This window comes from Allobosea spartocytisi (genome assembly GCF_014764685.1).
Classification (GTDB): Bacteria; Pseudomonadota; Alphaproteobacteria; order Rhizobiales; family Beijerinckiaceae; genus Allobosea; species Allobosea spartocytisi.
The window spans coordinates 191,615-216,125 of sequence record NZ_JACXWY010000007.1 but is presented as its reverse complement, the minus strand read 5'-3'; the positions used below and the strand labels follow the sequence as shown (position 1 = coordinate 216,125).

Annotated in this window: 24 protein-coding genes; 13 read left to right on the top strand and 11 right to left on the bottom strand. The window is 67.2% G+C overall.

Annotation, left to right across the window (positions count from 1 at the left end):
• Nucleotides 1-25 precede the first annotated feature (25 nt).
• Nucleotides 26-1,687: an ABC transporter permease gene (locus tag IED13_RS13895; protein WP_248312576.1), complete on the bottom strand. Its 1,662-nt coding sequence runs from the start codon at nucleotides 1,685-1,687 to the stop codon at nucleotides 26-28.
• Between the two features lie 118 nt (nucleotides 1,688-1,805).
• On the bottom strand, nucleotides 1,806-2,795 hold the full coding sequence (locus tag IED13_RS13890; protein ID WP_142019930.1) for an ABC transporter substrate-binding protein: 990 nt from the start codon (nucleotides 2,793-2,795) through the stop codon (nucleotides 1,806-1,808).
• Nucleotides 2,796-3,002: 207 nt separating this feature from the next.
• Here IED13_RS13890 and tal point away from each other — a divergent pair, with 207 nt between their 5' ends.
• From tal to IED13_RS13870, 4 genes are all read left to right on the top strand, one after another.
• On the top strand, nucleotides 3,003-3,968 hold the full coding sequence (tal, locus tag IED13_RS13885) for a transaldolase (RefSeq protein ID WP_191124514.1): 966 nt from the start codon (nucleotides 3,003-3,005) through the stop codon (nucleotides 3,966-3,968).
• A gap of 201 nt (nucleotides 3,969-4,169) precedes the next feature.
• Complete coding sequence (locus tag IED13_RS13880; protein ID WP_191124513.1) at nucleotides 4,170-4,793, top strand: HdeD family acid-resistance protein; 624 nt, start codon at nucleotides 4,170-4,172, stop codon at nucleotides 4,791-4,793.
• A 120-nt stretch (nucleotides 4,794-4,913) separates the two neighbouring features.
• On the top strand, nucleotides 4,914-5,477 hold the full coding sequence (locus IED13_RS13875) for a YceI family protein (RefSeq protein ID WP_113254205.1): 564 nt from the start codon (nucleotides 4,914-4,916) through the stop codon (nucleotides 5,475-5,477).
• Between the two features lie 29 nt (nucleotides 5,478-5,506).
• Entirely contained in the window at nucleotides 5,507-6,100 is a 594-nt protein-coding gene (locus IED13_RS13870; RefSeq protein WP_191124512.1) for a cytochrome b, read from the top strand.
• 78 nt (nucleotides 6,101-6,178) lie between these two features.
• Here the strand turns inward: IED13_RS13870 and IED13_RS13865 are convergent, their stop codons facing one another.
• The 5 genes from IED13_RS13865 to amaB form a co-directional block, all read right to left on the bottom strand.
• Nucleotides 6,179-6,706: a hypothetical protein gene (locus tag IED13_RS13865; RefSeq protein WP_191124511.1), complete on the bottom strand. Its 528-nt coding sequence runs from the start codon at nucleotides 6,704-6,706 to the stop codon at nucleotides 6,179-6,181.
• 258 nt (nucleotides 6,707-6,964) lie between these two features.
• Nucleotides 6,965-8,641 (bottom strand): thiamine pyrophosphate-binding protein, encoded by a 1,677-nt coding sequence (locus IED13_RS13860; protein WP_113254202.1) that lies wholly within the window; start codon nucleotides 8,639-8,641, stop codon nucleotides 6,965-6,967.
• On the bottom strand, nucleotides 8,634-9,827 hold the full coding sequence (locus tag IED13_RS13855) for a CaiB/BaiF CoA transferase family protein (protein WP_248312574.1): 1,194 nt from the start codon (nucleotides 9,825-9,827) through the stop codon (nucleotides 8,634-8,636). Before IED13_RS13855 ends, IED13_RS13860 begins: the two co-directional genes overlap by 8 nt.
• A 139-nt stretch (nucleotides 9,828-9,966) precedes the next feature.
• The gene (locus IED13_RS13850) at nucleotides 9,967-11,163 is read right to left on the bottom strand and encodes an acyl-CoA dehydrogenase (protein ID WP_038360638.1); all 1,197 of its coding nucleotides are present in this window, start codon (nucleotides 11,161-11,163) and stop codon (nucleotides 9,967-9,969) included.
• A gap of 141 nt (nucleotides 11,164-11,304) precedes the next feature.
• Nucleotides 11,305-12,825, bottom strand: coding sequence for an L-piperidine-6-carboxylate dehydrogenase (amaB, locus tag IED13_RS13845; RefSeq protein WP_191124509.1), 1,521 nt, complete (start codon nucleotides 12,823-12,825; stop codon nucleotides 11,305-11,307).
• Nucleotides 12,826-12,986: 161 nt separating this feature from the next.
• Between amaB and IED13_RS13840 the strand changes: the two genes are divergently transcribed.
• The 3 genes from IED13_RS13840 (at nucleotide 12,987) to IED13_RS13830 (ending at nucleotide 15,749) form a co-directional block, all read left to right on the top strand.
• On the top strand, nucleotides 12,987-13,901 hold the full coding sequence (locus tag IED13_RS13840; protein WP_038360641.1) for a LysR family transcriptional regulator: 915 nt from the start codon (nucleotides 12,987-12,989) through the stop codon (nucleotides 13,899-13,901).
• Between the two features lie 90 nt (nucleotides 13,902-13,991).
• Entirely contained in the window at nucleotides 13,992-15,215 is a 1,224-nt protein-coding gene (locus IED13_RS13835) for an NAD(P)/FAD-dependent oxidoreductase (RefSeq protein ID WP_191124508.1), read from the top strand.
• Nucleotides 15,216-15,242: 27 nt separating this feature from the next.
• Complete coding sequence (locus tag IED13_RS13830) at nucleotides 15,243-15,749, top strand: DinB family protein (protein ID WP_191124507.1); 507 nt, start codon at nucleotides 15,243-15,245, stop codon at nucleotides 15,747-15,749.
• Between the two features lie 92 nt (nucleotides 15,750-15,841).
• On the opposite strand, the gene IED13_RS13825 is transcribed toward IED13_RS13830, so the two are convergent.
• Nucleotides 15,842-16,360: a hypothetical protein gene (locus tag IED13_RS13825; RefSeq protein WP_038360649.1), complete on the bottom strand. Its 519-nt coding sequence runs from the start codon at nucleotides 16,358-16,360 to the stop codon at nucleotides 15,842-15,844.
• Between the two features lie 169 nt (nucleotides 16,361-16,529).
• On the opposite strand from IED13_RS13825, the gene IED13_RS13820 reads away from it, so the two are divergent.
• The 5 genes from IED13_RS13820 to IED13_RS13800 all read left to right on the top strand — a co-directional run bounded on the left by IED13_RS13820 (nucleotide 16,530) and on the right by IED13_RS13800 (nucleotide 20,623).
• The gene (locus IED13_RS13820) at nucleotides 16,530-17,162 is read left to right on the top strand and encodes a LysE family translocator (RefSeq protein WP_038360652.1); all 633 of its coding nucleotides are present in this window, start codon (nucleotides 16,530-16,532) and stop codon (nucleotides 17,160-17,162) included.
• 10 nt (nucleotides 17,163-17,172) lie between these two features.
• Nucleotides 17,173-17,736 carry a chromate transporter gene (locus IED13_RS13815; protein ID WP_191124506.1) on the top strand — a complete coding sequence of 188 codons (564 nt, stop codon included), beginning with the start codon at nucleotides 17,173-17,175 and terminating at the stop codon, nucleotides 17,734-17,736.
• On the top strand, nucleotides 17,736-18,275 hold the full coding sequence (locus tag IED13_RS13810; RefSeq protein ID WP_191124505.1) for a chromate transporter: 540 nt from the start codon (nucleotides 17,736-17,738) through the stop codon (nucleotides 18,273-18,275). Before IED13_RS13815 ends, IED13_RS13810 begins: the two co-directional genes overlap by 1 nt.
• An 85-nt stretch (nucleotides 18,276-18,360) precedes the next feature.
• Nucleotides 18,361-19,287 (top strand): cation diffusion facilitator family transporter, encoded by a 927-nt coding sequence (locus IED13_RS13805; RefSeq protein ID WP_038362191.1) that lies wholly within the window; start codon nucleotides 18,361-18,363, stop codon nucleotides 19,285-19,287.
• A 127-nt stretch (nucleotides 19,288-19,414) separates the two neighbouring features.
• A complete protein-coding gene (locus IED13_RS13800; protein ID WP_191124504.1) occupies nucleotides 19,415-20,623 on the top strand; it encodes a M20 family metallopeptidase in 1,209 nt (402 codons plus the stop codon).
• Nucleotides 20,624-20,626: 3 nt separating this feature from the next.
• Here IED13_RS13800 and IED13_RS13795 read toward each other — a convergent pair whose 3' ends face one another.
• Nucleotides 20,627-21,208 carry a TetR/AcrR family transcriptional regulator gene (locus IED13_RS13795; protein ID WP_113254198.1) on the bottom strand — a complete coding sequence of 194 codons (582 nt, stop codon included), beginning with the start codon at nucleotides 21,206-21,208 and terminating at the stop codon, nucleotides 20,627-20,629.
• Nucleotides 21,209-21,305: 97 nt separating this feature from the next.
• Between IED13_RS13795 and IED13_RS13790 the strand changes: the two genes are divergently transcribed.
• A complete protein-coding gene (locus IED13_RS13790) occupies nucleotides 21,306-21,527 on the top strand; it encodes a putative antibiotic biosynthesis monooxygenase (RefSeq protein WP_142019951.1) in 222 nt (73 codons plus the stop codon).
• A 21-nt stretch (nucleotides 21,528-21,548) separates the two neighbouring features.
• Here the strand turns inward: IED13_RS13790 and IED13_RS13785 are convergent, their stop codons facing one another.
• Both IED13_RS13785 and otsB read right to left on the bottom strand, forming a co-directional pair.
• The gene (locus IED13_RS13785; RefSeq protein ID WP_142019953.1) at nucleotides 21,549-23,390 is read right to left on the bottom strand and encodes a glycoside hydrolase family 15 protein; all 1,842 of its coding nucleotides are present in this window, start codon (nucleotides 23,388-23,390) and stop codon (nucleotides 21,549-21,551) included.
• A gap of 132 nt (nucleotides 23,391-23,522) precedes the next feature.
• Nucleotides 23,523-24,323, bottom strand: coding sequence for a trehalose-phosphatase (otsB, locus tag IED13_RS13780; protein WP_191124503.1), 801 nt, complete (start codon nucleotides 24,321-24,323; stop codon nucleotides 23,523-23,525).
• Between the last annotated feature and the right edge of the window lie 188 nt (nucleotides 24,324-24,511).

Below are 24,511 nucleotides of genomic sequence, written 5' to 3'. Positions count from 1 at the left end.
TCGGTCGTGACGTTGATGTCGCGCTTCAGATTCTCCAGGGCAGCACGTTGCGCGGCAGATGCCGGCCGAGGAGGTCGAGCAGCAGCATGGCGGCGAGGATCACCGCGGAGGCGCTGATGGCGATCGCGGCGGCCTCGCCCGCGAGCCCGGCTTCCTTCAGGCTGAACAGCACGACGCCGAGCGTCTCGGTGCCTGACGACCAGAGCAGCGCCGAGACGGTGAGTTCGTTGAAGGCGACGAGGAAGACCATCAGGGCGGAGACGGCGGCGGCCGGCGCCAGGATCGGCGCGACGATGAAGCGCAGCATCTGCCAGAGCCCGGCGCCGTCGAGCTTCGCCGCCTCTTCATGATGCGCCTCGATCTGCGCCATCGCCGCCAGCGGCGCCTTCAGCGCCAGCGGCAGGAAGCGCGCGAGATAGGCGAAGAGGATGATGAAGGGCGTGCCGTAGATGCTGACGCCGATCAGCGGCAGCGGCCTCAGGAAGATCAGGATGCAGGCGATGGCGAGCACCACGCCCGGCAGCGCATAGGGCAATTCGACGATGAGCTCCACCGGCCGCCGGAGCCTGCCGATCCGCCGCTCGAGCCCGTAGGCGAAGGCGATCGAGGTGAGCGACAGCAGGATCGCCGCGACCGCCGCGAACCAGAAGGAATTCCAGAAGGCGCGGATGGTCACGGCCTGGCGGAACAGCACCTCGGCGAATTTGTCGAAGGTCAGCGTCTGCCAGGAGAGCGGCACGCCGAGCGCGGGCGTCAATGCCTCGCTCAGCAGGGCGAAGAAGGGCAGGCCAAGCTTGACGAGCAGCAGCAGCCACAGGCCTGCCGCGACGAAGGGGCGTGCCGGCCCGAGCAGCCAGAATGGCTCCAGCGGCCGTTCGATCTCGACCTTGCCGCCCTGGCGGCGCGCGACGGCCATGCCGGCGAGGATGCCGAGCGCCGCAACGGCGCCGACGAGCAGGGCGAGCGCAGCCGTCTCCGGCAGGCTTTCCGGGCCGAAGCTCGACAATCGTCGATAGATCAGTGTCGGCAAGGTGAGATAGTTCACCGGCAGGCCGAGCAGGGCCGGGATGCCGAAATTGCCGACGCCGGCAACGAAGGCGATCAGCCCGGCCGCGATGAATTGCGGCCGCAGCACCGGCACGATGATCCGCGAGGTGATGGTCGCCGGCCCCGCGCCTTCCATCTGCGCCGCTTCGACCAGCGAATGCGGAATGCTGCGCAAGCCGGTCCAGAGGGTGATCGCGACCAGCGGCGCATGATGCAGCGCCATGACCAGGATGATGCCGCCGCGTCCGAGCAGCGGGTTCGCCGTGCCCGGCGCCGGCGTCAATCCGAGCAGCATCAGCACCTGCGAGTTCGGTGCGAGCAGGCTGAGGAAGGCGAGCGCCGCCACCTGCGGCGCGATCATCATCGAGAAGACGAAGGCGAAGGCCAGCGGGCGCTTGCCGCGGACATCGGTGACGCCGAGCGCCAGTGCGACGACGGTGCCGATCGCGAGCGCGCCCAGCGCCGAGAAGAAGGAGGTGTCGAGCGTATGCAGCGTGGCCGTGATGGCCGAGCGGCCCGTCATCGCGGCAAAGGCGGTCTCCGGCGCGAACTGCCAGCCCGGCGCGAAGGCCGCCAGCACGAGCCGCAGGAAGGGCAGGCCGCCGAGCAGCAGCGCAATCAGGATAATGAGCGCCGGCAACCCTAGCTCGGCAGGCAGGCGCAAAGGCGGAAGCGGGAGCGCCGGAACGGGCTCCCGCTTGCGTGATGGGCGCAGGACCAGCGTCATCGCGCCGTATGTCCGTGAGGCGAAACCGCGCTCACTCGAAGATGGCGCCGAAGCGCTTGCGGGCGGCGTCCGACTCGGCCAGCGCCTTGCCGGCGTCGAAGGGCATCAGCTTGATGGCGTCGCGGGCCGGGTAGCCGGCCGGCAGCGCGACATCGGGACGCGCCGGGACATAGCCCTGCTTCAGTGCGACTTGCTGCCCCTCCTTCGACAGGGCGAAGTCGATGAAGGCACGGGCCGCGGCTTCGTTCTTCGTGCCCTTGAGGATGGCGACCGGTTCGCTGACCGAGGAGACGCCCTCGCTCGGGAAGACGAACTCGACCGGCGCGCCCTTGGCCTTCTCGCGGATCGGCATGAAGTCGACGATCATGCCGTAGAGCTTCTCGCCCGTCGCGACCTGGCGCAGGATGTCGCCATTGGCGCCGGCGGCCAGCGTGCCGTTCTCCTTCAGTGCCTCGTAGTATTTCCAGCCATCCTTGAGATTGCCGGTCAGCGTGATCGTGTGGATCAGCGCCGCGCCCGAGTTCAGCGGGCTCGGCATGGCGATCTGGTTCTTCGCCTCCGGCCTGGTGAGGTCGAGCCAGCTCGTCGGCTTCATCGTGGCCTTGGTGTTGTAGACGATGCCGGTGGTGATCAGCTTGGTCGCGAACCAGAACTTGGCCGGGTCGTGGATCCCAGCCGGATAGGCCGAGACGTCGGCCTTGTCGTACGCCTCAAGCCGGCCCTCCTTCTTCAGCCCTTCCATGGTCACGGAATCGGCGATCAGCAGCACGTCGGCCTGCGGGCTGCCTGCCTCGAACTCGGCCCTGAGCTTCGCCAGGACGCGCGGCGTGCCGTCGCGGACGAAGGAGATGTCGACCTTCGGGTACTTCGCCTTGAAGGCATCGACGGTCTGCTGAGCGTCGGTGTTCGGCTGGCTCGTATAGAGCACCAGCTTGCCTTCCACGCCCTGCGCCTGCGCGCCCAGCGCCGAGACGATCAGGCCGGCGGCAATGGTGAACGCGCTCAATGCCTTGCGCTGCATGTAACTCTCCATCTCTGGCCGCAACCGCGGGATGGCGCTGCCGGTAGACCCTGCGCGTGACAGTTCCGTGAAGACCGTGTCGTAAATGGCCGGTGGTTGCGTGTCACCCGCGCGCATGGTCGGATTGCCATGGCGGGCTCGCAATGGCAGGGCAGAGGCGCCACATTGCGGGTGACCGCCCAAGGATCAGGACACCGGGAACAGATCATGGCTTCCAAGCTCGACCAGCTCCGCGAGATGACCACCGTCGTCGCCGACACCGGCGATATCGAAGCGGTGCGCCGGCTCAAGCCCGTCGACTGCACTACCAATCCGACGCTGCTGTTCAAGGCGGCGGAGACGCCGGCCTATGCCCATCTCGTCGAGGAGGCGATTACCTGGGGCAAGAAACAGGGCGGCGGCGAGAAGGCGGTCCAGGCGGTTTGCGACCGCCTCGCCGTCAGCTTCGGCACGGAACTCACGAAGATCGTGCCCGGCCGCGTCTCGACCGAGGTCGATGCCGATCTCTCCTTCGACGGCAAGGCCACGATCGACAAGGCACGCGCCATCATCGCCGCCTACAAGGAGCGCGGCGTCGCGCGCGAGCGCATCCTGATCAAGATCGCCTCGACCTGGGAGGGTCTGCAGGCCGCCAAGGTGCTGCAGGGCGAGGGCATCGATTGCAACCTGACGCTGCTCTTCGCCTTGCCGCAGGCGGTCGCGGCCGCCGATGCGAACGCCTTCCTGATCTCGCCCTTCGTCGGGCGCATCCTCGACTGGCACGTCAAGGCCGGCGGCGGCCCCTACACGGCCGAGACCGACCCCGGCGTCGTCTCGGTGAAGAGCATCTATGCCTATTACAAGACCTTCGGCATCAAGACGGTGGTGATGGGCGCCTCCTTCCGCAACACCGGCGAGATCGAGGCGCTGGCCGGCTGCGACCGGCTGACCATCGGGCCTAGCCTGCTCGACGAGCTCGCCGCCGCGACCGGCGATCTGCCGCGCCGGTTGTCGCCTGCCGCCTCGCCGCAGACTTCCTCGGAGATGGCGAAGCACATCGTCCTCGACGAGAAGGCCTTCCGTTTCGCCATGAACGAGGATGCGATGGCGACGGAGAAGCTGGCGGAGGGCATCCGCGGCTTCGTCAAGGACCTGCGCAGCCTGCGCAAGCTTGTAGCCGAAAAGCTCGGCTGAGACATGTGCAGCCCGGTGGCTCCGCGCGCTCGATGAGCGCTGCGGCGCTTGGCCGGGCCGGTGCTCGGCCTCTCCGGCGGGCGCGATCTTTGGAGGATGGAGCCGGCTGCGATTGACGCGCCGGCCCGTCGGGTTTCTCATGGCTTTCGTCTGACAGGCGGTTCCGGTCTTCGGCGCCTGCCGCAAACGGAGCCGGTCGCCATGAGCAATCCCTCTGAAATCAGCACGCCGTCCGAAACCTCCCCGCATCGCCCGCCATCGCTCGGCACGCATCTCATTCCGCTCAGGCGCAACTGGCGCTGGCTGATGGCGGCGGGCATCGCCCTGATCGTCCTCGGCGTGCTCGGGCTCGGCGCGGTCGCGCTGCTCAGCGTCGCCAGCGCGATCTGGTTCGGGGCGATGATCTTCGTCGGCGGCATCATCGTGCTGATCGACGCCTTCCGCCATCAGGGCTGGAAGAGCCGCCTGCTGCATGTCCTGATCGGCGTGCTCTATGTCGCCGTCGGCGTAATGACCTTCGTCAATCCGTTGCTCGCGACCGCGTCGCTGACCCTTCTGGCCGGCGCGGCCCTGGTCGCCACGGGCGTGCTGCGCCTCATCGTCGCTTTCCAGAACCGGGAATTGCCCTATTGGACCTGGGTTGCGCTCTCGGGGCTGCTGTCCTTGATCCTCGGCGGCATGATCCTGATGCAATGGCCGGCCTCGAGCCTCTGGGTGCTCGGCACCTTCCTCGCCATCGAGCTGATCTTCCAGGGCTGGGCTGCGATCGCGCTTGCCCGCGCCATCCGCTCCACCTTCGACGGGGTCATCACCAAACGCGCTTGAGCGGTGCCGGTCGCGAATTGCGGCGCCGCTTCACCTTTGCGTGTTGCGGCGCGCTTCGCCACGTTTTTTCCATGGAAAAGACGATACTGCGCGATTCTCGCAAGCCGCCTCCGGTCCGTCATGATCAAGCCAGCTGTCCTCGCCTTCGGCGCCCTCCTGTTCGGCCTGCCGGCCCAGGCCCAGTCGAGCTGGAATTTCGACCGCGCGGCGACGCAGATCAGCTTCATCGGCCACCGCTTCGGCACGGTCGTCACCAATGGCCGCTTCGAGCGCTATGACGGCACCTTCTCGATCGATTTCGACCATCCCGAGAAAAGCCGCATCCGGGTCACGCTGGAAACGGGTTCGATCAAGGCGGGCTCGCCGCTGGTCGACGGCTTCATTGCCGGGGCGAGCATGCTGGACAGCGCGGCTTACCCCACCGCGACCTTCGTCTCGGACAGCGTGACGCGGACGGGCGAGCACGACCTCGAAATTCGGGGCCGGCTCACCATCAAGGGCATGACGCATCCCTTCACCGTGCGCGCCATGATAAACGGCGATATCGGCAAGGCCCGGCGCGGCGAAGCCTTGCCCTTCCGGGCCAGCGGCAGCTTCCTGCGGCCGACCTACGATATCGGCCGGGACGTCAACATCGTCGACGACCAGATCGATATCGAGATCCAGGGCCGGCTGGCGCGATGAATGCGAAGCCCGAAGCATTTTCGAGCGAGGTGGATACAGGTTCGCGTGGAGACAACGCGGCAAAGGGAGCACCGGGCGAGCCGGCGCGCTGGCATCCGGCCAGCGTCGCCTTGCACTGGCTGACCTTCCTGCTGATCCTGTTTCAGTTCTGGGTTTCCGGCCCCATGCTGGACGAGAAGCGCGACCTTCTCTCGCGCTTCGAGCTCTACCAGCTCCATAAATCGGTCGGGCTGACGGTCGCGGCCTTCGTCCTGCTGCGGCTCGTCCTGCGCGTCGCCCTGCGCCAGCCCGGCCCGGAGAACGACAATCCCTGGCTGCGCGGCGCCGCATCGCTCGTCCATGCTGCGCTCTACCTCTGCATCATCGCCTTGCCGGTCACCGGCCTGCTGATGGCGGCGGCGGCGCCGATCCAGATACCCACGCTCTATTTCGGGCTGTTTCCGGTGCCGCATCCGATCGGACCCGACCCGGCCGTCTACCGGCGGATGCTGTGGCTGCACGACCAGTTCGGCAATATCCTCATCGGGCTCGGCGTCGTGCATGTGGCGGCGGTTGCCGTCCATATGGTGCTCTGGCGCGACGGCCTGCTCGGCCGGATGTGGTTCGGCCGGCGCTGGTCGTAACGGCGCCTGGGACCCGTTGCCGATCAGGTTGCTTCTCCCTGATCGGCATGCCCGACAGCTTCCAGATCTGTATGATGTCTAGGGTTCGACGATCTTGAGTTCCTCGACGGTTTCCGCCGTCATGGTTCTTACTTTGGTCGCTCCGGGGCTGAACATGGTGCGCGCTCCGGCGGCGGCGGCTTGCAGCTTCCGTTTCCAGCCTTTGGGATCGCTGCCGCCGAGAGCGCTGAAATCGGCCCGGCGCATGGTATCCGCATTCCGGCCCTGGAAGACGAGCACGCCGCGATCGGTCACCACGATATCGCCGCGCCGCATCGTGGGATCCTTGAGATACCAGTACGGGTCGCTCGAGGGATCGAGCTGCACCACCGGTGGTTTCGGTGTCGACCGAGCCTCGACCGGTGCTGCCTTGGCGCGAGCGCTCTTCTGCCGCCGCGGCTTCACTGTGACGCTGAGCGGGTTGTACGGCTCCACGGCCTGGGGCCGTGGAGGGGCTCCCAAAAAGGCTCGCGCGAGATCGTCGAAAAACCCGGCGGCATGGGCCGGCAAGGCGGTGATACTCAGAATCGTAGCCAGGCCGGCAAGCGAGATCGCGCGAAACGCCATGAGCGGTAGCCTTTCCCCCGAGAGGAAGTTAGCCCATCTACGCGAAAATTCAATGACATGGCTGATGCGCGGCACACGCGCGCTTAAGCGGAGGTTACCTGATCCTGTCGCCTTGAATCTCTCCCGGCCGCGGTTGCGTGCTCCGCGCCGGTTCAACTTGCCCGGGCATTGCCGCCAGGAGCGGCCCGCATCGCGTGGCGGGCCGCGGCCTGCGGATCCGGAGGAACAGCGGCATCGTCACGATGCCGCCGTTTCATCTCAGGCCTTGCCCTGCGCTGCCAGCGCTTCCGCCCGGATGGTCGAGAGCGACTTCGCCGGGGTGATCGCCTCGGGGTCGAGCAGGCAGTGGATGATCGCGGGCTTGCCCGAGGCGACGGCGCGCTCGAAGGCGGCGGCGAAGTCCTCGGTTTTCTCGACGCGCTCGCCATGGCCGCCGAAGGCCTTGGCATAGGCGGCGAAATCGGGGTTCTTCAGCGTGGTCGCGGAGACGCGGCCGGGATATTCCCGTTCCTGATGCATGCGGATCGTGCCGTACATGCCGTTATCGACCACCACGACGATGACGGGCAGGTCGTATTGCACGGCGGTGGCGAAATCCTGCCCGTTCATCAGGAAGCAGCCATCGCCGGCGAAGGCGACGACGGTCCGCTCCGGGAAGATCCGCTTGGCGCCGATCGCCGCCGGGACGCCATAGCCCATCGAGCCCGAAGTCGGGGCGAGCTGCGTCGCGAACTTGTTGAAGCGATGGAAGCGGTGCACCCAGGTCGCATAGTTGCCGGCGCCGTTGCACAGGATCGCGTCGTCGGGCAGGCGGCTCCGCAGCCAGCGCACCATCTCGCCGGGATGGAAGGCGCCCGCGACGGGTGCCGGCTGCTCGCTCCAGGCGAGATAGGCCTCATGCGCTTCGGCAGCCGCGCCGGCCCAGGGGATCGTCTGCGGCGGATGCACGGTCTCGAGCGCCGCGCAGAAGGCGGTCGGCGTGGCGTTGATCGCCTGCGTCGGCCGGTAGACGCGGCCGAGCTCCTCCGGGTCCGGATGGACATGGACGAGCGGGCGTCCGGGATTGGGAATGCCGAACAGCGTATAGGACTGGCTCGGCATCTCCGAGAGCCGGCCGCCGACCAGCAGGACGAGGTCGCTCTCCTTGATGCGGGCGAGCAGCTTCGGGTTCGGGCCGATGCCGAGATCGCCGGCGAAGTTCGGATGATCGGCCGGGAACAGCATCTGCCGGCGGAAGGAGACCGCGACGGGCAGGTCGAAGCGTTCGGCGAAGCGCTGGAAGCGCTCGATCGCCTGCGGATTCCAGCGCGAGCCGCCGAGAATCGCGATCGGCTTCTTCGCCGCCCAGAGCCGCTTCTGCAATTCGATGGTCTGGGTCAAGGAGGGGTGCGTTTCCGTGACCTGATAGGGCTCGGCGTCGGCGACATCGGCGATGTCGGTCAGCATGTTCTCGGGCAAGGCGATCACCACCGGGCCGGGGCGGCCCGAGGTCGCGATATGGAAGGCGCGGCTGATGATCTCGGGGATGCGCGCGGCATCGTCGATCTCGGTCGCCCATTTCGTCATGGTGCCGAAGACGGCGCGGTAGTCGAGCTCCTGGAAGGCCTCGCGCTCGCGCATGCTCTGGTCGATCTGGCCGACGAAGAGGATGAGCGGCGTCGAATCCTGATCGGCGATATGGACGCCGGGCGAGGCGTTGGTGGCGCCGGGGCCCCGCGTGACGAAGCAGATGCCGGGCTTGCCGGTGAGCTTGCCGGCGGCCTCCGCCATCATGCAGGCGCCGCCCTCGGCCCGGCAGATCGTGACCTTCATCGAGGCGTCGTGCAGCGCGTCGAGCACGGCGAGATAGCTCTCGCCCGGCACGCAGAAGGCGTCGGTGGCGCCGTGGAGGATGAGCTGGTCGACGAGGATCTGCCCGCCAGTACGATTAGCCATGCTGCGGCCCTCCCCAGGCCGGATCGTTCAGAATCTCGTCGGCATGCTCGCCGAGCCGTGGGCTCGTGCGCTCAGCCACTTGCCGCACGCCATCCATGACGATGGGCGAGGCGACGGTTGGAATATGGCCCGCCTTCGCGGCTGCGCTCGGCAGATCGACCTTGACGCCGCGCGCGATCACTTGTGGATCGGCGAAGACTTCGCGGATGTCGTTGATAGGTCCGGCCGGGACGCCGACCTTCTCCAGCGCCGCCAGCAGGTCGAGCTTGGCATAACGCTGGCAAAGCCTGTGCAAACGCTCGGTCAGAGCGACGCGGTTCTTCACCCGCGAGCGGTTGTCGATGTAGTCGGGCTCCTCGGCCAGCGTCGGTTCGCCCAGCACCTCGCAGAGCTTGCGCCATTGGCCGTCATTGCCGGTGGCGATGATGATGTGGCCGTCCGCGACCGGAAACACGTCATAGGGCACGATGTTGGGATGCGCGTTGCCGAGCCGCGCCGGAGGCTGGCCGCCGACCAGATAGTTCATCGCCTGGTTGCCGAGCACGGCGATCTGCGTGTCGAGCAGCGCCATGTCGAGCGTCGCACCCTCGCCGGTGAGGTCGCGACGGCGGAGCGCCGCGAGGATGCCGTTGGAGGCATAGAGGCCGGTGAAGATGTCGGCGACGGCATAGCCCGCCTTCATCGGAGCGCCGGCCGGTTCGCCGGTCACCGACATCGGCCCGCCCATGCCCTGGACGAGGAAGTCGTAGCCGGCGCGCGGCGCATAAGGGCCGTCCTGCCCGAAGCCGGTGACAGAGCAATAAACGAGGCGAGGGAATTCCCGGCGCAGCGAAGCCGCGTCGAGCCCGTATTTCTCGAGGCCGCCGACCTTGAAGTTCTCGACCACCACATCGGCATGGGCGGCGAGCCGCTTGACCAGCGCCTGCCCTTCCGCCGTGCGGAAATCGGCCGTGATCGAGCGCTTGCCGCGATTGGCGGAGTGGAAATAGGCGGCCGAGAGGTTCTCGCCCTCGGCACCCTCGACGAAGGGCGGGCCCCATTTGCGGGTGTCGTCGCCTTCCGGCGCCTCGACCTTGACGACATCGGCGCCGAGATCGGCCAACAACTGGCCGATCCAGGGACCTGCGAGGATGCGCGCCAGTTCGAGGACGCGCAGGCCGGCGAGGGGAGGGGATTGAGACATCATCGTATGTCCGCGCCGTCATCCCGGCCGGAGCGAAGCGCAGAGCCGGGATCCATGCCTGACCGCCGATCGGCGATGTTCCGGAATGGATCCCGGGTCGACCTGCGGTCGCCCGGGATGACGCGGAGGGGGGCGGAAGGGCTCAGAAGAACGCCTGCAGGCCGGTGATCGCCCGGCCAAGGATCAGCGCGTGGACGTCATGCGTGCCCTCATAGGTGTTCACCGTCTCGAGGTTCGCCGCGTGGCGCATCACCTGATACTCGATCTGGATGCCGTTGCCGCCATGCATGTCGCGGGCCTGGCGGGCGATGTCGAGCGCCTTGCCGCAATTGTTGCGCTTCACCAGCGAGATCATCTCCGGGGCCATCTTGCCCTCATCGAGCAGGCGCCCGACGCGGAGCGAGCCCTGCAGGCCGAGCGTGATCTCGGTCAGCATGTCGGCGAGCTTCTTCTGGTAGAGCTGCGTCTGGGCGAGGGGCTTGTTGAACTGCTTGCGGTCGAGCCCGTATTGCCGGGCGCGGTGGAAGCAATCCTCGGCGGCGCCCATCACACCCCAGGAGATGCCGTAGCGGGCGCGGTTGAGGCAGCCGAACGGGCCCGACAGGCCCGAGACGTTCGGCAGCAGGTTCTCCTCGGGAACGATGACGCCGTCCATGACGACCTCGCCGGTGATCGAGGCGCGGAGCGAAAGCTTGCCGCCGATCTTCGGCGCCGAGAGGCCCTTCATGCCCTTTTCGAGGATGAAGCCGCGGATCTGGTTGTCATGGGCTGATGACTTCGCCCAGACGACGAAGACGTCGGCGATCGGCGAGTTCGAGATCCACATCTTCGATCCCGTCAGCTTGTAGCCGTCGGCGACCTTCTCGGCGCGGGTCTTCATGCCGCCGGGATCGGAGCCGGCATCCGGCTCGGTCAGGCCGAAGCAGCCGACCCATTCGCCCGAGCCCAGCTTCGGCAGGTACTTCTTGCGCTGCTCCTCGCTGCCATAGGCATAGATCGGGTACATCACCAGCGAGGACTGCACCGACATCATCGAGCGATAGCCGGAGTCGATGCGCTCGACCTCGCGGGCGACGAGCCCGTAGGAGACGTAGTTGGCGCCGGCGCAGCCATATTCCTCGGGGACGGTGACGCCGAGCAGGCCGAGCTCGCCCATTTCGTTGAAGATCGAGCGGTCGGTCTTCTCGTCGAGATAGGCTTCGTTCACGCGCGGCTGGAGCTTCTCCTGCGCATAGGCGCGGGCCGTGTCGCGGATCAGCCGCTCGTCCTCGTTCAGCTGCTCGTCGAGCAGATAGGCATCGTCCCAGGTGAACTTCGCGAGCTTGTGGCTGCCGGCCATGGTGTTCGTCTCCCGTCTTGTTCTCAATAACCGTCATTGCGAGGAGCGGAGCGACGAAGCAATCCAGGGGGACGTAGAGCGCTGCCGCTCCTGGATTGCTTCGCTACGCTCGCAATGACGGTTGCTGTTCAGTTCTACCGATCACGCATCCACGTCGAAGCTGACGCCCTGTGCCAGCGGCAAGGTGGTGCCGTAGTTCAGCGTGTTGGTGGCGCGGCGCATATAGGCCTTCCAGGCGTCGGAGCCCGCCTCGCGGCCGCCGCCAGTCTCCTTCTCGCCGCCGAACGCCCCGCCGATCTCGGCGCCCGAGGGGCCGATATTGACGTTGGCGATGCCGCAATCGGAACCCTCGTCCGAGACGAAGAGCTCGGCCTCGCGCATGTTCAGCGTGAAGATCGAGGAGGACAGGCCGGCGCCGACCGCGTTCTGGATCGCGATCGCCTCGTCGATGGACTTGTACTTCATCACGTAGAGGATCGGGGCGAAGGTCTCGCGCTCGACCGGGCCGCACTGCCTGGGCATCTCGACCAGCGCCGGACGGACATAGAAGCCCCCATTGCCAACGTCGACCTTCTCGCCGCCATGGACCTTGCCGCCCTCGGCCTTGGCCTCGGAGAGCGCCTTCTGCATGCCCTGATAGGCTGCCTCATCGACCAGCGGCCCGACCAGCACGCCAGCCTCGCGGGGATCGCCGATCTTCACGCTGGCATAGACCTTGGCGAGCTTCGGCACGAGCGCGTCATAGACGCTTTCATGCACGATCAGGCGGCGCAAAGTGGTGCAGCGCTGGCCGGCGGTGCCCATCGCCGCGAAGGCGATGCCGCGCAGCGCGATGTCGAGATCGGCCGAGGGCGCGACGATCGCGGCGTTGTTGCCGCCGAGTTCGAGGATGGCGCGGGCGAAGCGCGCGGCAAGCTTCTGGCCGACTTCCTTGCCCATGCGGGTCGAGCCGGTGGCCGAGACGACCGGAACGCGGTGATCCTGGACCAGGATGTCGCCGAGCTCGCGGCCGCCAATCAGGATTTCCGACAGGCCGATCGGAGCCTCGGGGCCGAAGCGCTTCATCGTCTTCTCGACGATGGCCTGCACGGCGAGCGCGGTCAGCGGGGTCTTCTCGGAGGGCTTCCAGACGACGCTGTCGCCGCAGACGAAGGCGAGCGCCGCGTTCCAGGACCAGACCGCCACCGGGAAGTTGAAGGCCGAGATGACGCCGACGACGCCGATCGGATGCCAGGTCTCCATCATGCGATGGTTCGGGCGCTCGGTCGCGATGGTCAGGCCGTAGAGCTGGCGCGAGAGGCCGACGGCGAAGTCGCAGATGTCGATCATCTCCTGGACCTCGCCGAGGCCCTCGGAGGTGACCTTGCCGGCTTCGAGCGTCACCAGCAGGCCGAGATCGGTCTTGGCGGCGCGCAATTCCTCGCCGAGCAGGCGCACGAACTCGCCGCGGCGCGGCGCCGGCACCTTGCGCCAGGCGAGATAGGCGGACTGGGCCCGGCCGATCGCGGCCTCGGCCTCGGCCGGGGAGGTCTCGCGCAGGGTCACGACGGTCTCGCCGGTGATTGGCGAGCGCGCCGACAGGCCGGCATCCGCATAGGCGCTCTCGGAGACGCCGAGGCGCTTGAGCAGGGCGAGCGTGTCTTTCGGCAGGGATGTGGCCATCTTTGTCTTCCAAAACGGTCGCAGCGCCGCAGGGGAGAGGCCCCGGGGCGCATGGCAGAGGGGCGCGGAAACCGAAGGCGCCGCGCTTGAGGCCGGGAGAATGCCCTCTTTCTTATCCTTGGGGCAATCGATATGTTCTCACCACTTGGTGAGTTCTAGTCATGGATGATGTCCTCATTCCCGGCCGTCTGTCGGTGCCCTCGCTCTCGGCGCTCGCTGCCTTCGAGGCGGCGGCCCGGCATGGCAGCTTCACCCGTGCCGCCGAGGAGCTGAGCCTGACGCAGGGCGCCGTCAGCCGGCAGGTGGCTCAGCTCGAAGGGGCTCTCGGCGTCAGCCTGTTCGAGCGCGTCAAGAAGCGTGTCAGCCTCACCGCCGCCGGCGCGGCCTATGCCGCGGAGGTCCGCGAAGGGCTGTCGCGGCTCGCCGCCGCCACCGTATCCGCCATGGCCTTCAGGGGCGCGGCCGGTGTGCTCAACCTCGCCATTCTGCCGACTTTCGGCACGCGCTGGCTGATCCCGCGCCTGCCGCGCTTCACCGAAGCCCATCCCGGCATCACCATCAACTTCGCCACCAAGCTCGTGCCCTTCGATTTCAGCCGCGAGCCGCTCGACGCCGCCGTCCATTTCGGCGACCCGGTCTGGCCGGGGGCGCGGCTGCACCGGTTGATGGGGGAGGAGATCGTGCCGGTGGCGTCGCCCGCTCTCGTCGCCCGCTTCGGGATCGCCGAGCCGGCCGACATGCTGAAGGCGCCGCTGCTGCAGCAATCGACGCGGCCGCGTGCCTGGGCCAACTGGCTGGAGCAGCAGGGCCTGCCGCCCCAGCGCGCGCTGGTGGGACCGCGCTTCGAGCAGTTCGCCATGGTCTCGCAGGCGGCGGTCGCGGGGCTCGGCCTCGCCATCGTGCCGCGCTTCCTCGTCGAGGAGGAGTTGCGCTCGGGCGCGCTCGTCATCCCGATCGACCGTTCGCTGATCGGGCAGGAAGGCTATTATCTGGTCTATCCCGAGGAGAAGGCGAACCTGCCGGCCGTCACCGCTTTCCGCGACTGGCTGTTGGCGGAGTGCGCGCCTGTGGGATAGCGCCCCTCTCGACAAGCGCTCCCAGCCACGTCATTCATGCGCGGAATTCACCAACCCGGCTCCCTGCGGAGTCGTCGCGCGAGGCCCGCCATGCCGTCCGTCTCCGAGACCGCCGATGTCGTGATTTGCGGCGGTGCCGCGATCGGCTCCTCAGTCGCCTATCATCTTGCGGCCGATCCCGGCTTCTCCGGCAAGGTCGTTGTCGTCGAGAAGGACCCGACCTACCGCTACTCCGCCTCGGCGCTCTCGGCAGCCTCGATCCGCCAGCAATTCTCGAGCGCGGTGAACATCCGCGTCTCGCTCTACGGCATCGCGTTTTTGCGCAGCATCGGCACCCATCTCTCGGTCGATGGCGAGGTGCCGGCGATCGATCTCCACGAGGGCGGATACCTCTACCTCGCCGGCGAGGAGGGGAAAGGGATTCTCGAAGCCAATCAAAGGCTTCAGCAGAAGGAAGGCGCCGATATCGCGCTTTATGCTGCAGAAATGCTGCGCAGCAAATTCCCCTGGCTGAACACCTCCGACCTCGCCTGCGGCACCTATGGCGTCAGCGGCGAGGGCTGGTTCGACGGCTGGGCCTTGCTGCAAGCCTTTCGCAAGAAGGCTCGCAGCCTCGGCATCGAATATCGCCAGGGCGAGGTCATCAGCTATCTCACGGAGGGCGGCCGCGTCACCGGCGTCGAGCTCGCCGATGGCAGCCGCATCGCCTGCGGCGCGGTCGTCAATGCCAGCGGCACCCATGGCGCCAGGCTGGCGGCGACGGCAGGCATCGCGATCCCCGTCAAGTCGATGAAGCGCTATGTCTTCACCTTCACCTGCAAGGGCGATGTCGGGAATTGTCCGCTCCTGATCGACACGAACGGCGCCTGGTGCCGGCCGGAAGGTCAGCGCACGGCCGAAGGGCAACTCTTCATCGGCAGCTGCTCGCCGCTGACGCCCGAGCAGGATGTCGAATGGGTCGAAACCGATCCGGGCGTGGAGGATGTCGACTGGCCCTTCTTCGAGGAGGCGGTCTGGGCGCCGCTGGCCCATCGCATCCCAGCCTTCGAGCAGATCAAGCCCGGCCGTGCCTGGGCCGGCCCCTACGACATGTGCGGGCTCGACCATAACGCCATTGTCGGCCCGGCGGTCGGCCTGCCGAACCTCTATCTCGCCAATGGCTTCTCCGGCCATGGCCTGCAGCAATCCCCGGCCGTGGGGCGCGGCATCGCCGAGCACATCGCGCATGGCCGTTATCGCTCGCTCGATCTTGCCGATCTCGGCCATGAGCGCATCGTTGCCGGCAGGCCCCTCGCCGAGGCCAACATCATCTGAGCAAGATCGCCTGAGAAGGAGGCCGCGATGGTCGATCCCGCCTTCGTCCGGACCATGGCCCGCTACAACGCCTGGCAGAACGAGAGCCTGATGGCCGCTGCCGATGGGTTGACCGACGCGGAGCGCCGGCTAGACCGCGGCGCCTTCTTCAAGTCGATCCACGGCACCTTCAATCATCTCCTCTGGGGCGATGAGACCTGGCTCAGCCGCCTGACAGGTTCCGCCAAGCCGCCGGTCAGCGGCCGCGACTCCGTGATCTATGTCGATGACTGGAGCGCATTCTGCGCCCGGCGCCGCGAACGGGACGCTGCCATCCTCGCCTGGGCGGATGCGGTCGAGGCCGATTGGCTGCGCGGCACGCTGATCTGGTACTTCGGCCGCGCGGGCCGTGAGATCGGCAAGCCGCGTGCCTTCGTCATCGCCCATATGTTCAACCACCAGACCCACCATCGCGGCCAGATCCATGCGATGCTGACGGCCGCCGGAGCCCGGCCGGAGGACACCGATCTCCTTCTGGTCGACGAAGCACGCTAGGCGGCGACACGTCGATGAGGGGAGGCGCTTGTGCGGTGCCCCTATCGCTTAAGCACGGTGCGCACTTTTGGGCCCGGCCATCCGCCTTGGTCTCAGCCGGCTTTCTCCGCCGAAAGGGGCGTCATTGCACGCTGCTTCGACCGCTCGTCCCGCTCCTCATGATCGGGCGGAACCGAAGCCGTCGCATGCTGGCTGAGTTTCTGGAACAGGCCGAGGCCGACCAGCGCGAAGATCGCGAGCAGCATCACAAGGCCGGGATAGACGATCTCGCTCAGCGTCTCGCGGGTGGTCTTGGCGATCAGCACCAGCGCTTCCAGCGCCAGCGCCACGATGATGATCGACATGAACTTGGTCAGCGATCCCCGCGCCTCGGCAGGGTGGCGCATCTCGCGGTCGGCCACCACCTCCTCCTCGAACAGGAACTTGCCGACATCGGAGACGGCGACCGCGATGATGATGAGACCGATCGCGTCGAGCATCGTGTCGAGACCGCCATCGCCGGTCCAGAAGCCATGCGCGGTGCGCCAGACGGCGACGCCGATCAGGATAATCGCGGCGCCGAGCAGCGCGAAGGCGATGATGGTGTAGAGCAGCCGGCTGAACAGCGTCATGTCTTCCCCCAATCCGCTTGCGGGCGACAACGGGTGGCAAGCCCCGCCGGTTCCGTCGCGGGGAGCTTCCGGGGTATCGAAAGCGTGCATGGCCGCTCCGGCAGCCGCGGCGATTGCTGGCTCTCGCGATCCATGCTCCAAGCGCTGGACCCCGCCGGAGCGCGCGCCCATGCCCGAGACGACCACACTCCTCACCTTCGCCCTGATCGCGCTCGGCATGGTGCTGACCCCCGGCCCCAACATGATCTACCTGATCTCGCGCTCGATCGCGCAGGGCAGGGCGGCCGGGCTGATTTCGCTCGGCGGCGTCATCCTCGGCTTCTTCGTCTACATGTTCTGCGCGGCCTTCGGCATCACGGCCCTGCTCTTCGCCGTACCCTATGCCTATGACGCGCTGAGGCTCGGCGGCGCCGCCTATCTGCTCTGGCTTGCCTGGCAGGCGGTGCGCCCCGGTGGCCGCTCGCCCTTCCATGTCCGCGACCTGCCGCATGACGGGCCGCGCAAGCTCTTCGCGATGGGCTTCCTGACCAGCCTGCTCAATCCGAAGATCGCGATGTTCTATCTCGCGCTGCTGCCGCAATTCATCGACCCGGCCGCGGGCGATGTCCTCGGCCAGTCCATGGTGCTCGGTTTCATCCAGATCGCCATCAGCGGCAGCGTCAACGCCCTGATCGCGACGGCGGCGGGCAGCATCGCGCTGTTCCTGCGGACGCGGCCCTTCTGGTCGCTGGTGCAGCGCTGGCTGATGGGCACGGTGCTGGCCGGTTTCGCCCTGCGCATGGCGATGGAAGCGCGCCGCTGACGAGGGCTGCATGTCCGCAAGCGCGTCCACGTCCGCTCTACGGCCGCGATTGCCGGCGCTCTTCACGGGCTTCCTCAAGATCGGGCTGATGGGCTTCGGCGGCGTCGGCCCCATCGCGCGCCATATCATCGTCGCCGAACGCGGCTGGCTCGACGATCGCGGCTATGCCGAGTTGATGGGCATCTGCCAGGCGCTTCCAGGCGCGAACACGGTCAACGTGGCCGTGATGCTGGGGGATCGCTTCCGGGGACCGATCGGCGCCCTGACCTGCCTCGTCGCCCTGATGGCCATGCCGCTGCTGGTGCTCGTCGCCATCGCGAACATCTACGACGCGGTTTCGAACCATCCGCTGGCGCAGATCGCCCTGACCGGGGCGGCGGCAAGCGCGGCCGGGCTCATCCTCGGCACCGCCGCCCGGCTCCTCACCCGCGCCGGGCTTGCCCGCTGGGCCTGGATCATGGCCGCTGCCGCCTTTCTCGCCGTCGGTATTCTCAGGCTGCCGATGCTGCCGGCCCTGCTGGTGCTGGTGCCGCTCGGCCTGGTCGCGGCATCGTTGAGCGCGAGGCGGGTCTGATGGAGCGCGGTGTCCTCGGCCAGCTCGCCATCACCTTCGGCGCGATCTCGCTGATGGCGATCGGCGGCGCCAATGCGGTGGTGCCGGAGATCCACCGCCAGCTCGTCGATGTCCTCGCCTGGATGGATGCGCCGACCTTCGCCCGGCTCTTCGCCATCGCGCAGGCGGCGCCGGGGCCGAACGTCATGCTGGCGAGCGTCGTCGGCTGGCACATGGCCGGGACGACGGGCCTGCTCGTCGCGACCCTTGCGATCCTGCTGCCATCGTCCGTGTTGACCTTCGTCTGCAGCCGCGGCCTGCAGCGCTATCGCGACAATCGCATCGTCAGGATCGTCACGCTGGCGCTGGTGCCGATTGCGCTCGGCCTCATGCTGGCGAGCGGCCTTGTCGCGGCAATCGCGGCCGATGCCGGTGTCTTCGGTTATGCGGTCACCGCCGCGACCGCGATCGTCACCTACCGGTCCAAGGTGAACCCGCTCGTCCCGATGGCGGCGGGCACGGTCGTCTACGCTACCGCCTGGACGCTCGGCTTCGTCTGATCGGGCAGGCCGATTGCCGCCAGGGCGCCAAATGGCGTGCGGCGGCCTGGGCGTGGTACAGATGGGCCGGGAGAAGGGGCTTGTCGTGAAGACCGAGCAAAGCGTTCTGCGCCTCTCGATCGCCGTCACCTTCCTGCTGGCGGCCGCAGGCATCGTCTTCGGCCTTCTCTCCGGTTCCTTCGCGATCGTCTTCGACGGCGTCTACGCCCTGACCGACGCGATCATGACGATCGTCGCGCTGCTGGTCTCGACCCTGATCGTCTCCTCGACGGCGGACGGAGCCGCCGGCAGCAAGCTGGTCAAGCATTTCACCATGGGCTTCTGGCATCTGGAGCCGATGGTGCTCGGCCTCAATGGCGTCCTGCTGACCGGGGCGGCGATCTACGCCCTGATCAATGCCATCGGCAGCATCATGGCCGGCGGTCGGCTTCTCGCCTTCGACTACGCCATCATCTATGCGGCGCTGACGATGCTGATCGCCTTCGCCATGGCGATCTATGGCGCGCGGGCCAACCGCACCCTTCAGTCGAATTTCGTCGCGCTCGACGCCAAGGCCTGGCTGATGTCCGGTGCCTTGAGCGGCGCGCTGCTCGTCGCCTTCGGCTTCGGCTATGCGATCCAGGGCACGAAGCTTGCCTGGATGCTGCCCTATGTCGATCCGGTGGCGCTGGCTCTGGTCTGCATCGCGGTGATTCCCGTTCCGATCGGCACGATCAAGCAGGCTTTCGCCGACATCCTGCTCGTGACCCCGTCCGACCTGAAGCAGCATGTCGATGCCGTCGCGGAGGATTTCGTCCGCCGTTATGGCTTCGCCTCCTACCGCTCCTATGTCGCGCGCGTCGGCAGGGGCAGGCAGATCGAGCTCTTCTTCATCGTGCCGAAGGGCGGAGCGGCGCAGAAGCTGGAGGAGTGGGATCGCATTCGCGACGAGGTCGGCGAGGCGATCGGCGACGACACGCCCGACCGCTGGCTCACCATCGCCTTCACGACCGACCCCGAATGGGCCGATTGATCGGCGGCCCGGCGGTCCCGGCATGCGCCGCATGAAGGGGCTCTCCACCGCGGTTTGCCGTTGCCGCGGGCGGCTCAGCCGATAAGCTGCCGGCATTGTCCCGTTCGGAACGATTGCGAGTGAGTCGATGAGCGTCTTGAGCCCCGAAGAGAAGAAGGTCACTGAGTGGCTGGCGAGCCGCAAGGAAGGCATGGTCGCGCTGTTGCGCGAGCTCGTCGACACCGACTCTGGCTCCTACGACAAGGCCGGCGTCGACCGGGCCGGGCAGGTGATCGCCCGCTTCCATCAGGCCAACGGGCTCGATGTCGAGATCGTGCCGGACAGCCGCTTCGGCGATGCCGTCAAGGCGCGCCTGCCCAACCCGACGGCCAATGACCAGCGCCCCGTCCTGCTGCTCGGCCATCGCGACACCGTCTTTCCGCAGGGCGAGCCGACGCGCCGCCCCTTCACCATCAAGGGCGCGCGCGCCTATGGGCCGGGCGTCGCCGACATGAAGGGCGGCCTCGTCATCGAGGCCTTCGTGGCTGCCGCCTTCGCCGAATTGGGCGGGCTCGCCGCGCCTCTGCTGATGCTGACGACCAGCGACGAGGAGATCGGCTCGCCGTCCTCGCGGCCGGTGATCGAGGCTGCCGCACGCGAGTCGCGCTGCGTCTTCAATGCCGAGCCCAGCCGCCTGCCGGCCGGTACCGATTTCGCCAGGGACCACAAGCAGTCGGTCACCAGCGGCCGCAAGGGCGGCGTCTTCATGCGGGCCGAATTCACCGGCAAGCCCGCCCATTCCGGCGCGAATTACGAGAAGGGCGCCTCGGCCATCGTCGATCTCGGCCACAAGATCCCGAAGCTCCAGGGCCTCACCGACCTGGAGAAGGGCATCACCGTCAATGTCGGGCTGATCGGCGGCGGCCAGACCGTCAACACCATCGCGCCCAGCGCCTGGTGCGAGATCGACCTGCGCTATGTCACCGCCGCCCAGCGCGACGAGATGGTCGGCAAGATCAAGGCGATCATCGAGACGCCCGAGGTCGCCGGCACCAGCGCCGTGCTGTCGATCAAGGGCGAATTCCTGCCGTTGGAGCGCTCCTCGGAATCGGCTGCGCTCTACGACACCTATCGCGACGCGGCGGCGGCCTTCGGCATCGGCGTCACCGCGGAATTCACCGGCGGCTGCGCCGATTCCGGCTTCACAGCCGCGCAGGGCACGCCGACGCTGTGCAGCGTCGGGCCGATCGGCGGCATGGCGCATACGCCGGACGAGTTCCTCGAGATCGAAAGCCTCGTGCCGGCGGCGCAGGTGCTGGCGCTCGCGGTGATGCGCGCAGCGGCGAAGGTGGAGTGAGGCTCAGCGGCAGAGCAGATTGATCTTACGGCTGAGCGAGGGCTCCTCCTCGCTCAGCCGGTCGGTCAGCACGTGCAGCCAGTTGAAGCCGACCCAGAGTTCGAGCCGGTCGTCGATTTCGTCGGCTGCGATATCCCCCCGCTCTGCCGCGCGCACGAACATCCTGCGCGGCGAGGCGAGGCGTTCCGGCATGAACTTGAAGCGCAGTGCGGCGAGTGCCGTCTCGCTGGTCTGTGCTTCGGCGATCAGCCCGCGGAAGACGCGCCCTGCCGCATCCTCGCGCCAGAAGCGCCAGAGATCCCTGGTGTAGCGCAGCAGGTCCTCGCGCAGCGACCCGGTATCCGGCACCGGGATGGCGGCGTCCTTCTCGACACCGTAGATCGCGATGAACAGCTCGGCCTTGTTCGGCCACCAGCGATAGATCGTCGGCTTGCCGGCGCCGGCGCGGCGCGCGACCTCCTCGATCGAGAAGCCGGCATAGCCCTTTTCCGCCAGCAGTTCCCGTGCAGCCGCCTTGACGGCAGCTTCCGTCTCCGGGCTACGCCGGGCGCCGATCGAGGCACGGCGCTTCGGCTTCGGTTCCATCTGTCTGACCTCGTCTGCTTGGCCTCTTGACATAACGAAACGGCCCGTTTAATTCAAGGTCAATAGAAACGGAACGTTCCGTTATGTGGAGAAGCCGATGACCGCATCCTTCGCGTCCCGCCTTGCCTCGCGCCTGCGCTTCCTGCTCGTCGCGACCGTCGGCGCCTATGCCGCCATCAATCTGGTGCTGGCGGTGCTGGCGCCCTTCACCGCCGGCTGGCCCACATTGGGCATCACGGCGCTGGCCGTGCCGCCCATGGTGCTGGCGATGGTCTATGGGGTGATCCCGGTCGCCTTTCGCTTCGGCGCGCCGCGCTGACCGTCCCGGGAGCGGGCCGTCTCAGAACGCCTCTTCCCAGTTGCGGCTGAGCCGCATCGCCGAGTTGATCATGCCGACCATCGAATAGGTCTGCGGGAAATTGCCCCAGAGCTCGCCGGTCTTGAGGTCGGCATCCTCGGAGAGCAGGCCGAAGCTGTTGCGCCGCTGCAGGATGCGCTCGAACAGCGCCTTGGCTTCCTCGCTGCGTCCGATCGCGTTCAGCGCGTCGACATACCAGAAGGCGCAGATCAGGAAGCCGGTATGCATGTAGCCGAAATCGTCCTGCGTGGCGTAGCGCAGCAGGAGATCGCCGCGCGTGAGATCGCGTCCGATCGCTTCGACGGTGGCGACGAAGCGGGCGTCGTCTGGCTTGACGAAGCCGAGCTCGGCCAGGAGCAGCAGTGTCGCGTCGAGCTCCTCGCCATCGAAGGTCGAGACGAAATGGCCCTTCTGCTCGTTCCAGATCCGCTCGGCGATGAAGCTCTTGAGCCGCTTGGCCTCGCCCTTCCAGTATTCCTTGCGGTCGGCCCGGCCGAGCGTGCCGGCGATGCGGGCCAGCCGGTCGCAGGCCGCCCAGCACATCACGCTGGAGAAGGAGTGCACCGCTTCCTTCTCGCGCAACTCCCAGGGGCCGGCATCGGGCTTGTCGAAGACGGCAAGTGCCAGCGCTCCCATGCGTTCGAGCTGTTCGAACAGCGTGTCCTTGCCGGGCTGGATCAGGCGCCGGTCGAAGAAGGAATGCGTCGCGGCCAGCACCACGGCGCCGTAGCCGTCGTTCTGGATCTGCCCGGCCGCGCCATTGCCGAAGCGCACCGGCCGGTGTCCGCGATAGCCGGAGAGGCTGGTTGCCTCGAACTCCGTCAGCGTCCCGCCGCGCGTGATCGGATAGAGCGGCGGCAGGTGCTCCGCGCCGCTCTCCGAGAACGAGTCGACGATGTTGGTGATGAAGCCGAGATAGTCCTCCATCGTGCGCGTCGTGCCGAGGCGGTTCAGCGCATGCACGACGAAATAGGCGTCGCGCAGCCAGCAATAGCGGTAATCCCAGTTGCGCTGGGTGCCGGGGGCCTCGGGAATCGAGGTCGTCAGCGCCGCGACGATGGCGCCGGTTTCCTCAAAAGCGCAGAGCTTCAGCGTGATCGCGGCCCGGATCACTTCGCGCTGGTACTCGAAGGGGATCGAGAGCGAGCGCACCCAGTCGCGCCAGTAGTCGGTGGTCTTGTCGAGGAATTCGCGCGACGTGGTCTCGATCTCGGCGCGCAGCGCCTCGTCAGAGCCGATGAAGAAGGAATAGGCTTGGTCGACGGCGAAGGGCGTGCCTTCCACGACATAGGAGAGCGGGGCGTTCGTCGTCAGCCGGATGGTCTGGTCGGCGCCGACGAAACGGACATGGTTGGAACCGCGCGTGATCTCGTCCGGCTGCTCGCCGAGGCCGAGGCAAGGCTTCACCATCACGCGGATGCGCGGCCGTCCCGACACCCGCCGCACCCGCCGCACGATCTGCGGCGGCCGGAAGAAGCGCTCATAGCGCACGAAGCGCGGCGCGAAATCGAGGATTTCGATGGCGTTGCCCAGGTCGTCGGACAGCACGGAGGAGAGGATCGCGGTGTTGTCGAGATAGCTCTGCTCGCACCGCGTCATGCCGACGAGCTCGATGCCGAAGAAGCCCTTCTTCGGCTCCGCGTCGCCATCGTCCGCCTCGTTGTCGATCAGGGAGCAGAAGACCGGATCGCGGTCGAAGCGCGGGAAGCAGCCCCAGACGATGCGGGCGCGCCGGTCGATGAGCGCGGCGATCGAGCAGTTGCCGATGACACCGAGGTCGAGCGAGGCGGAGTGTTGCCCCGCGGCCGTGGTCGTGACGGTCATGGTCAGGTCGGTCCTCGTCAGGTCGGTCCAAGAGCATTTTCAAGCGACGCGGATACCGGTTCGCATGAAGAAAATGCAATGAAATGAAGAGCTGGAGAATGTCCGCGCTTCGGACACGCGGACATTCTCCGATCAGCCCTGGGTGAAGCTGGCGGCGGAAAGGTGGCCGTTCTCGGCGGCTTCGAGAAGGATGCGGTGCAAGGCCGTCGGCGAGGCGAGGCGATGCATGGCACGGCTTTCGCGGTCGGCGCCGATCCGCACCGACAGGCCACCCATCGCGTTCACCGTCTTGAAGCCGTCCTCATCGGTGATGTCGTCGCCGATGAAGACCGGCAGGCGCGCGGCATAGGTCGGCGTCGCCATCAGCCATGCGATGGCGCCGCCCTTGCTGGCATTCGCAGGGACGATCTCGGCGACCGATTTGCCTTCCTGCAGGCGCACGCCCGGCCCCATCTTCGCGGCGGTGCGGCGCATCAGGTCGAGCGCCTCGTCCTTGAGCGTGGGGGCGAGCCGCCAGTGCAGCGCCACCGAGATCCGCTTGTCCTCGACGATGATGCCGACATGGCTGTTGGCGAAGCGGACAAGCTCGCGCAGCGCTTCATGCAGGCTGTCCGGCGCGTCCGATTGCGCCCGAAGCGCGCCGCCCATCCGGATCTGGGCGCCATGCAACCCGGCGATGTCGAACTGATAGGGAGTCAGCATCTCGTCGAGGAACGCGATCGGGCGCCCGGAGACCAGCGCCAGCGCGCCGCCGAGTTTGAGGCGCAGCGTCTCGAGCGCGGGCGCGACGCGACGGTCGAGCTTCACGTCCTCCGGCGAAGGCGCGATCTCGACGAGCGTGCCGTCGAAATCCAGAAAGAGTGCGATCTGCTGCTCGGTCTGAGCGATGTCGCGGATTTCATGGATAGATTCGGGTTCGATCAAGGTCGTCATCGTTCTGTATCTGAGCGGAGAAGGAGGCAGAAGAACGGCCAGTCGATCCGCTAATCCTTTCTTTCACAATTTGCGGAGCGCCGCCGCCGAAAAATCGTCCTTGGGGTTGTGCCGCTGTACTGGATGCTTAACATGCAGGACACGATTTCACCGCAAGGCCGCCATCGCTTCGTCACGCAGCCGGCCCT

What these genes read in the sequence shown, in the direction of transcription:
- IED13_RS13890 (WP_142019930.1), bottom strand. Translation starts at nt 2,795, where the DNA reads ATGCAGCGCAAGGCATTGAGCGCGTTCACCATTGCCGCCGGCCTGATC.
- tal (WP_191124514.1), top strand. Translation starts at nt 3,003, where the DNA reads ATGGCTTCCAAGCTCGACCAGCTCCGCGAGATGACCACCGTCGTCGCC.
- IED13_RS13880 (WP_191124513.1), top strand. Translation starts at nt 4,170, where the DNA reads ATGAGCAATCCCTCTGAAATCAGCACGCCGTCCGAAACCTCCCCGCAT.
- IED13_RS13875 (WP_113254205.1), top strand. Translation starts at nt 4,914, where the DNA reads ATGATCAAGCCAGCTGTCCTCGCCTTCGGCGCCCTCCTGTTCGGCCTG.
- IED13_RS13865 (WP_191124511.1), bottom strand. Translation starts at nt 6,706, where the DNA reads ATGGCGTTTCGCGCGATCTCGCTTGCCGGCCTGGCTACGATTCTGAGT.
- IED13_RS13860 (WP_113254202.1), bottom strand. Translation starts at nt 8,641, where the DNA reads ATGGCTAATCGTACTGGCGGGCAGATCCTCGTCGACCAGCTCATCCTC.
- IED13_RS13855 (WP_248312574.1), bottom strand. Translation starts at nt 9,827, where the DNA reads ATGATGTCTCAATCCCCTCCCCTCGCCGGCCTGCGCGTCCTCGAACTG.
- IED13_RS13850 (WP_038360638.1), bottom strand. Translation starts at nt 11,163, where the DNA reads ATGGCCGGCAGCCACAAGCTCGCGAAGTTCACCTGGGACGATGCCTAT.
- amaB (WP_191124509.1), bottom strand. Translation starts at nt 12,825, where the DNA reads ATGGCCACATCCCTGCCGAAAGACACGCTCGCCCTGCTCAAGCGCCTC.
- IED13_RS13840 (WP_038360641.1), top strand. Translation starts at nt 12,987, where the DNA reads ATGGATGATGTCCTCATTCCCGGCCGTCTGTCGGTGCCCTCGCTCTCG.
- IED13_RS13835 (WP_191124508.1), top strand. Translation starts at nt 13,992, where the DNA reads ATGCCGTCCGTCTCCGAGACCGCCGATGTCGTGATTTGCGGCGGTGCC.
- IED13_RS13830 (WP_191124507.1), top strand. Translation starts at nt 15,243, where the DNA reads ATGGTCGATCCCGCCTTCGTCCGGACCATGGCCCGCTACAACGCCTGG.
- IED13_RS13825 (WP_038360649.1), bottom strand. Translation starts at nt 16,360, where the DNA reads ATGACGCTGTTCAGCCGGCTGCTCTACACCATCATCGCCTTCGCGCTG.
- IED13_RS13820 (WP_038360652.1), top strand. Translation starts at nt 16,530, where the DNA reads ATGCCCGAGACGACCACACTCCTCACCTTCGCCCTGATCGCGCTCGGC.
- IED13_RS13815 (WP_191124506.1), top strand. Translation starts at nt 17,173, where the DNA reads ATGTCCGCAAGCGCGTCCACGTCCGCTCTACGGCCGCGATTGCCGGCG.
- IED13_RS13810 (WP_191124505.1), top strand. Translation starts at nt 17,736, where the DNA reads ATGGAGCGCGGTGTCCTCGGCCAGCTCGCCATCACCTTCGGCGCGATC.
- IED13_RS13800 (WP_191124504.1), top strand. Translation starts at nt 19,415, where the DNA reads ATGAGCGTCTTGAGCCCCGAAGAGAAGAAGGTCACTGAGTGGCTGGCG.
- IED13_RS13795 (WP_113254198.1), bottom strand. Translation starts at nt 21,208, where the DNA reads ATGGAACCGAAGCCGAAGCGCCGTGCCTCGATCGGCGCCCGGCGTAGC.
- IED13_RS13790 (WP_142019951.1), top strand. Translation starts at nt 21,306, where the DNA reads ATGACCGCATCCTTCGCGTCCCGCCTTGCCTCGCGCCTGCGCTTCCTG.
- IED13_RS13785 (WP_142019953.1), bottom strand. Translation starts at nt 23,390, where the DNA reads ATGACCGTCACGACCACGGCCGCGGGGCAACACTCCGCCTCGCTCGAC.
- otsB (WP_191124503.1), bottom strand. Translation starts at nt 24,323, where the DNA reads ATGACGACCTTGATCGAACCCGAATCTATCCATGAAATCCGCGACATC.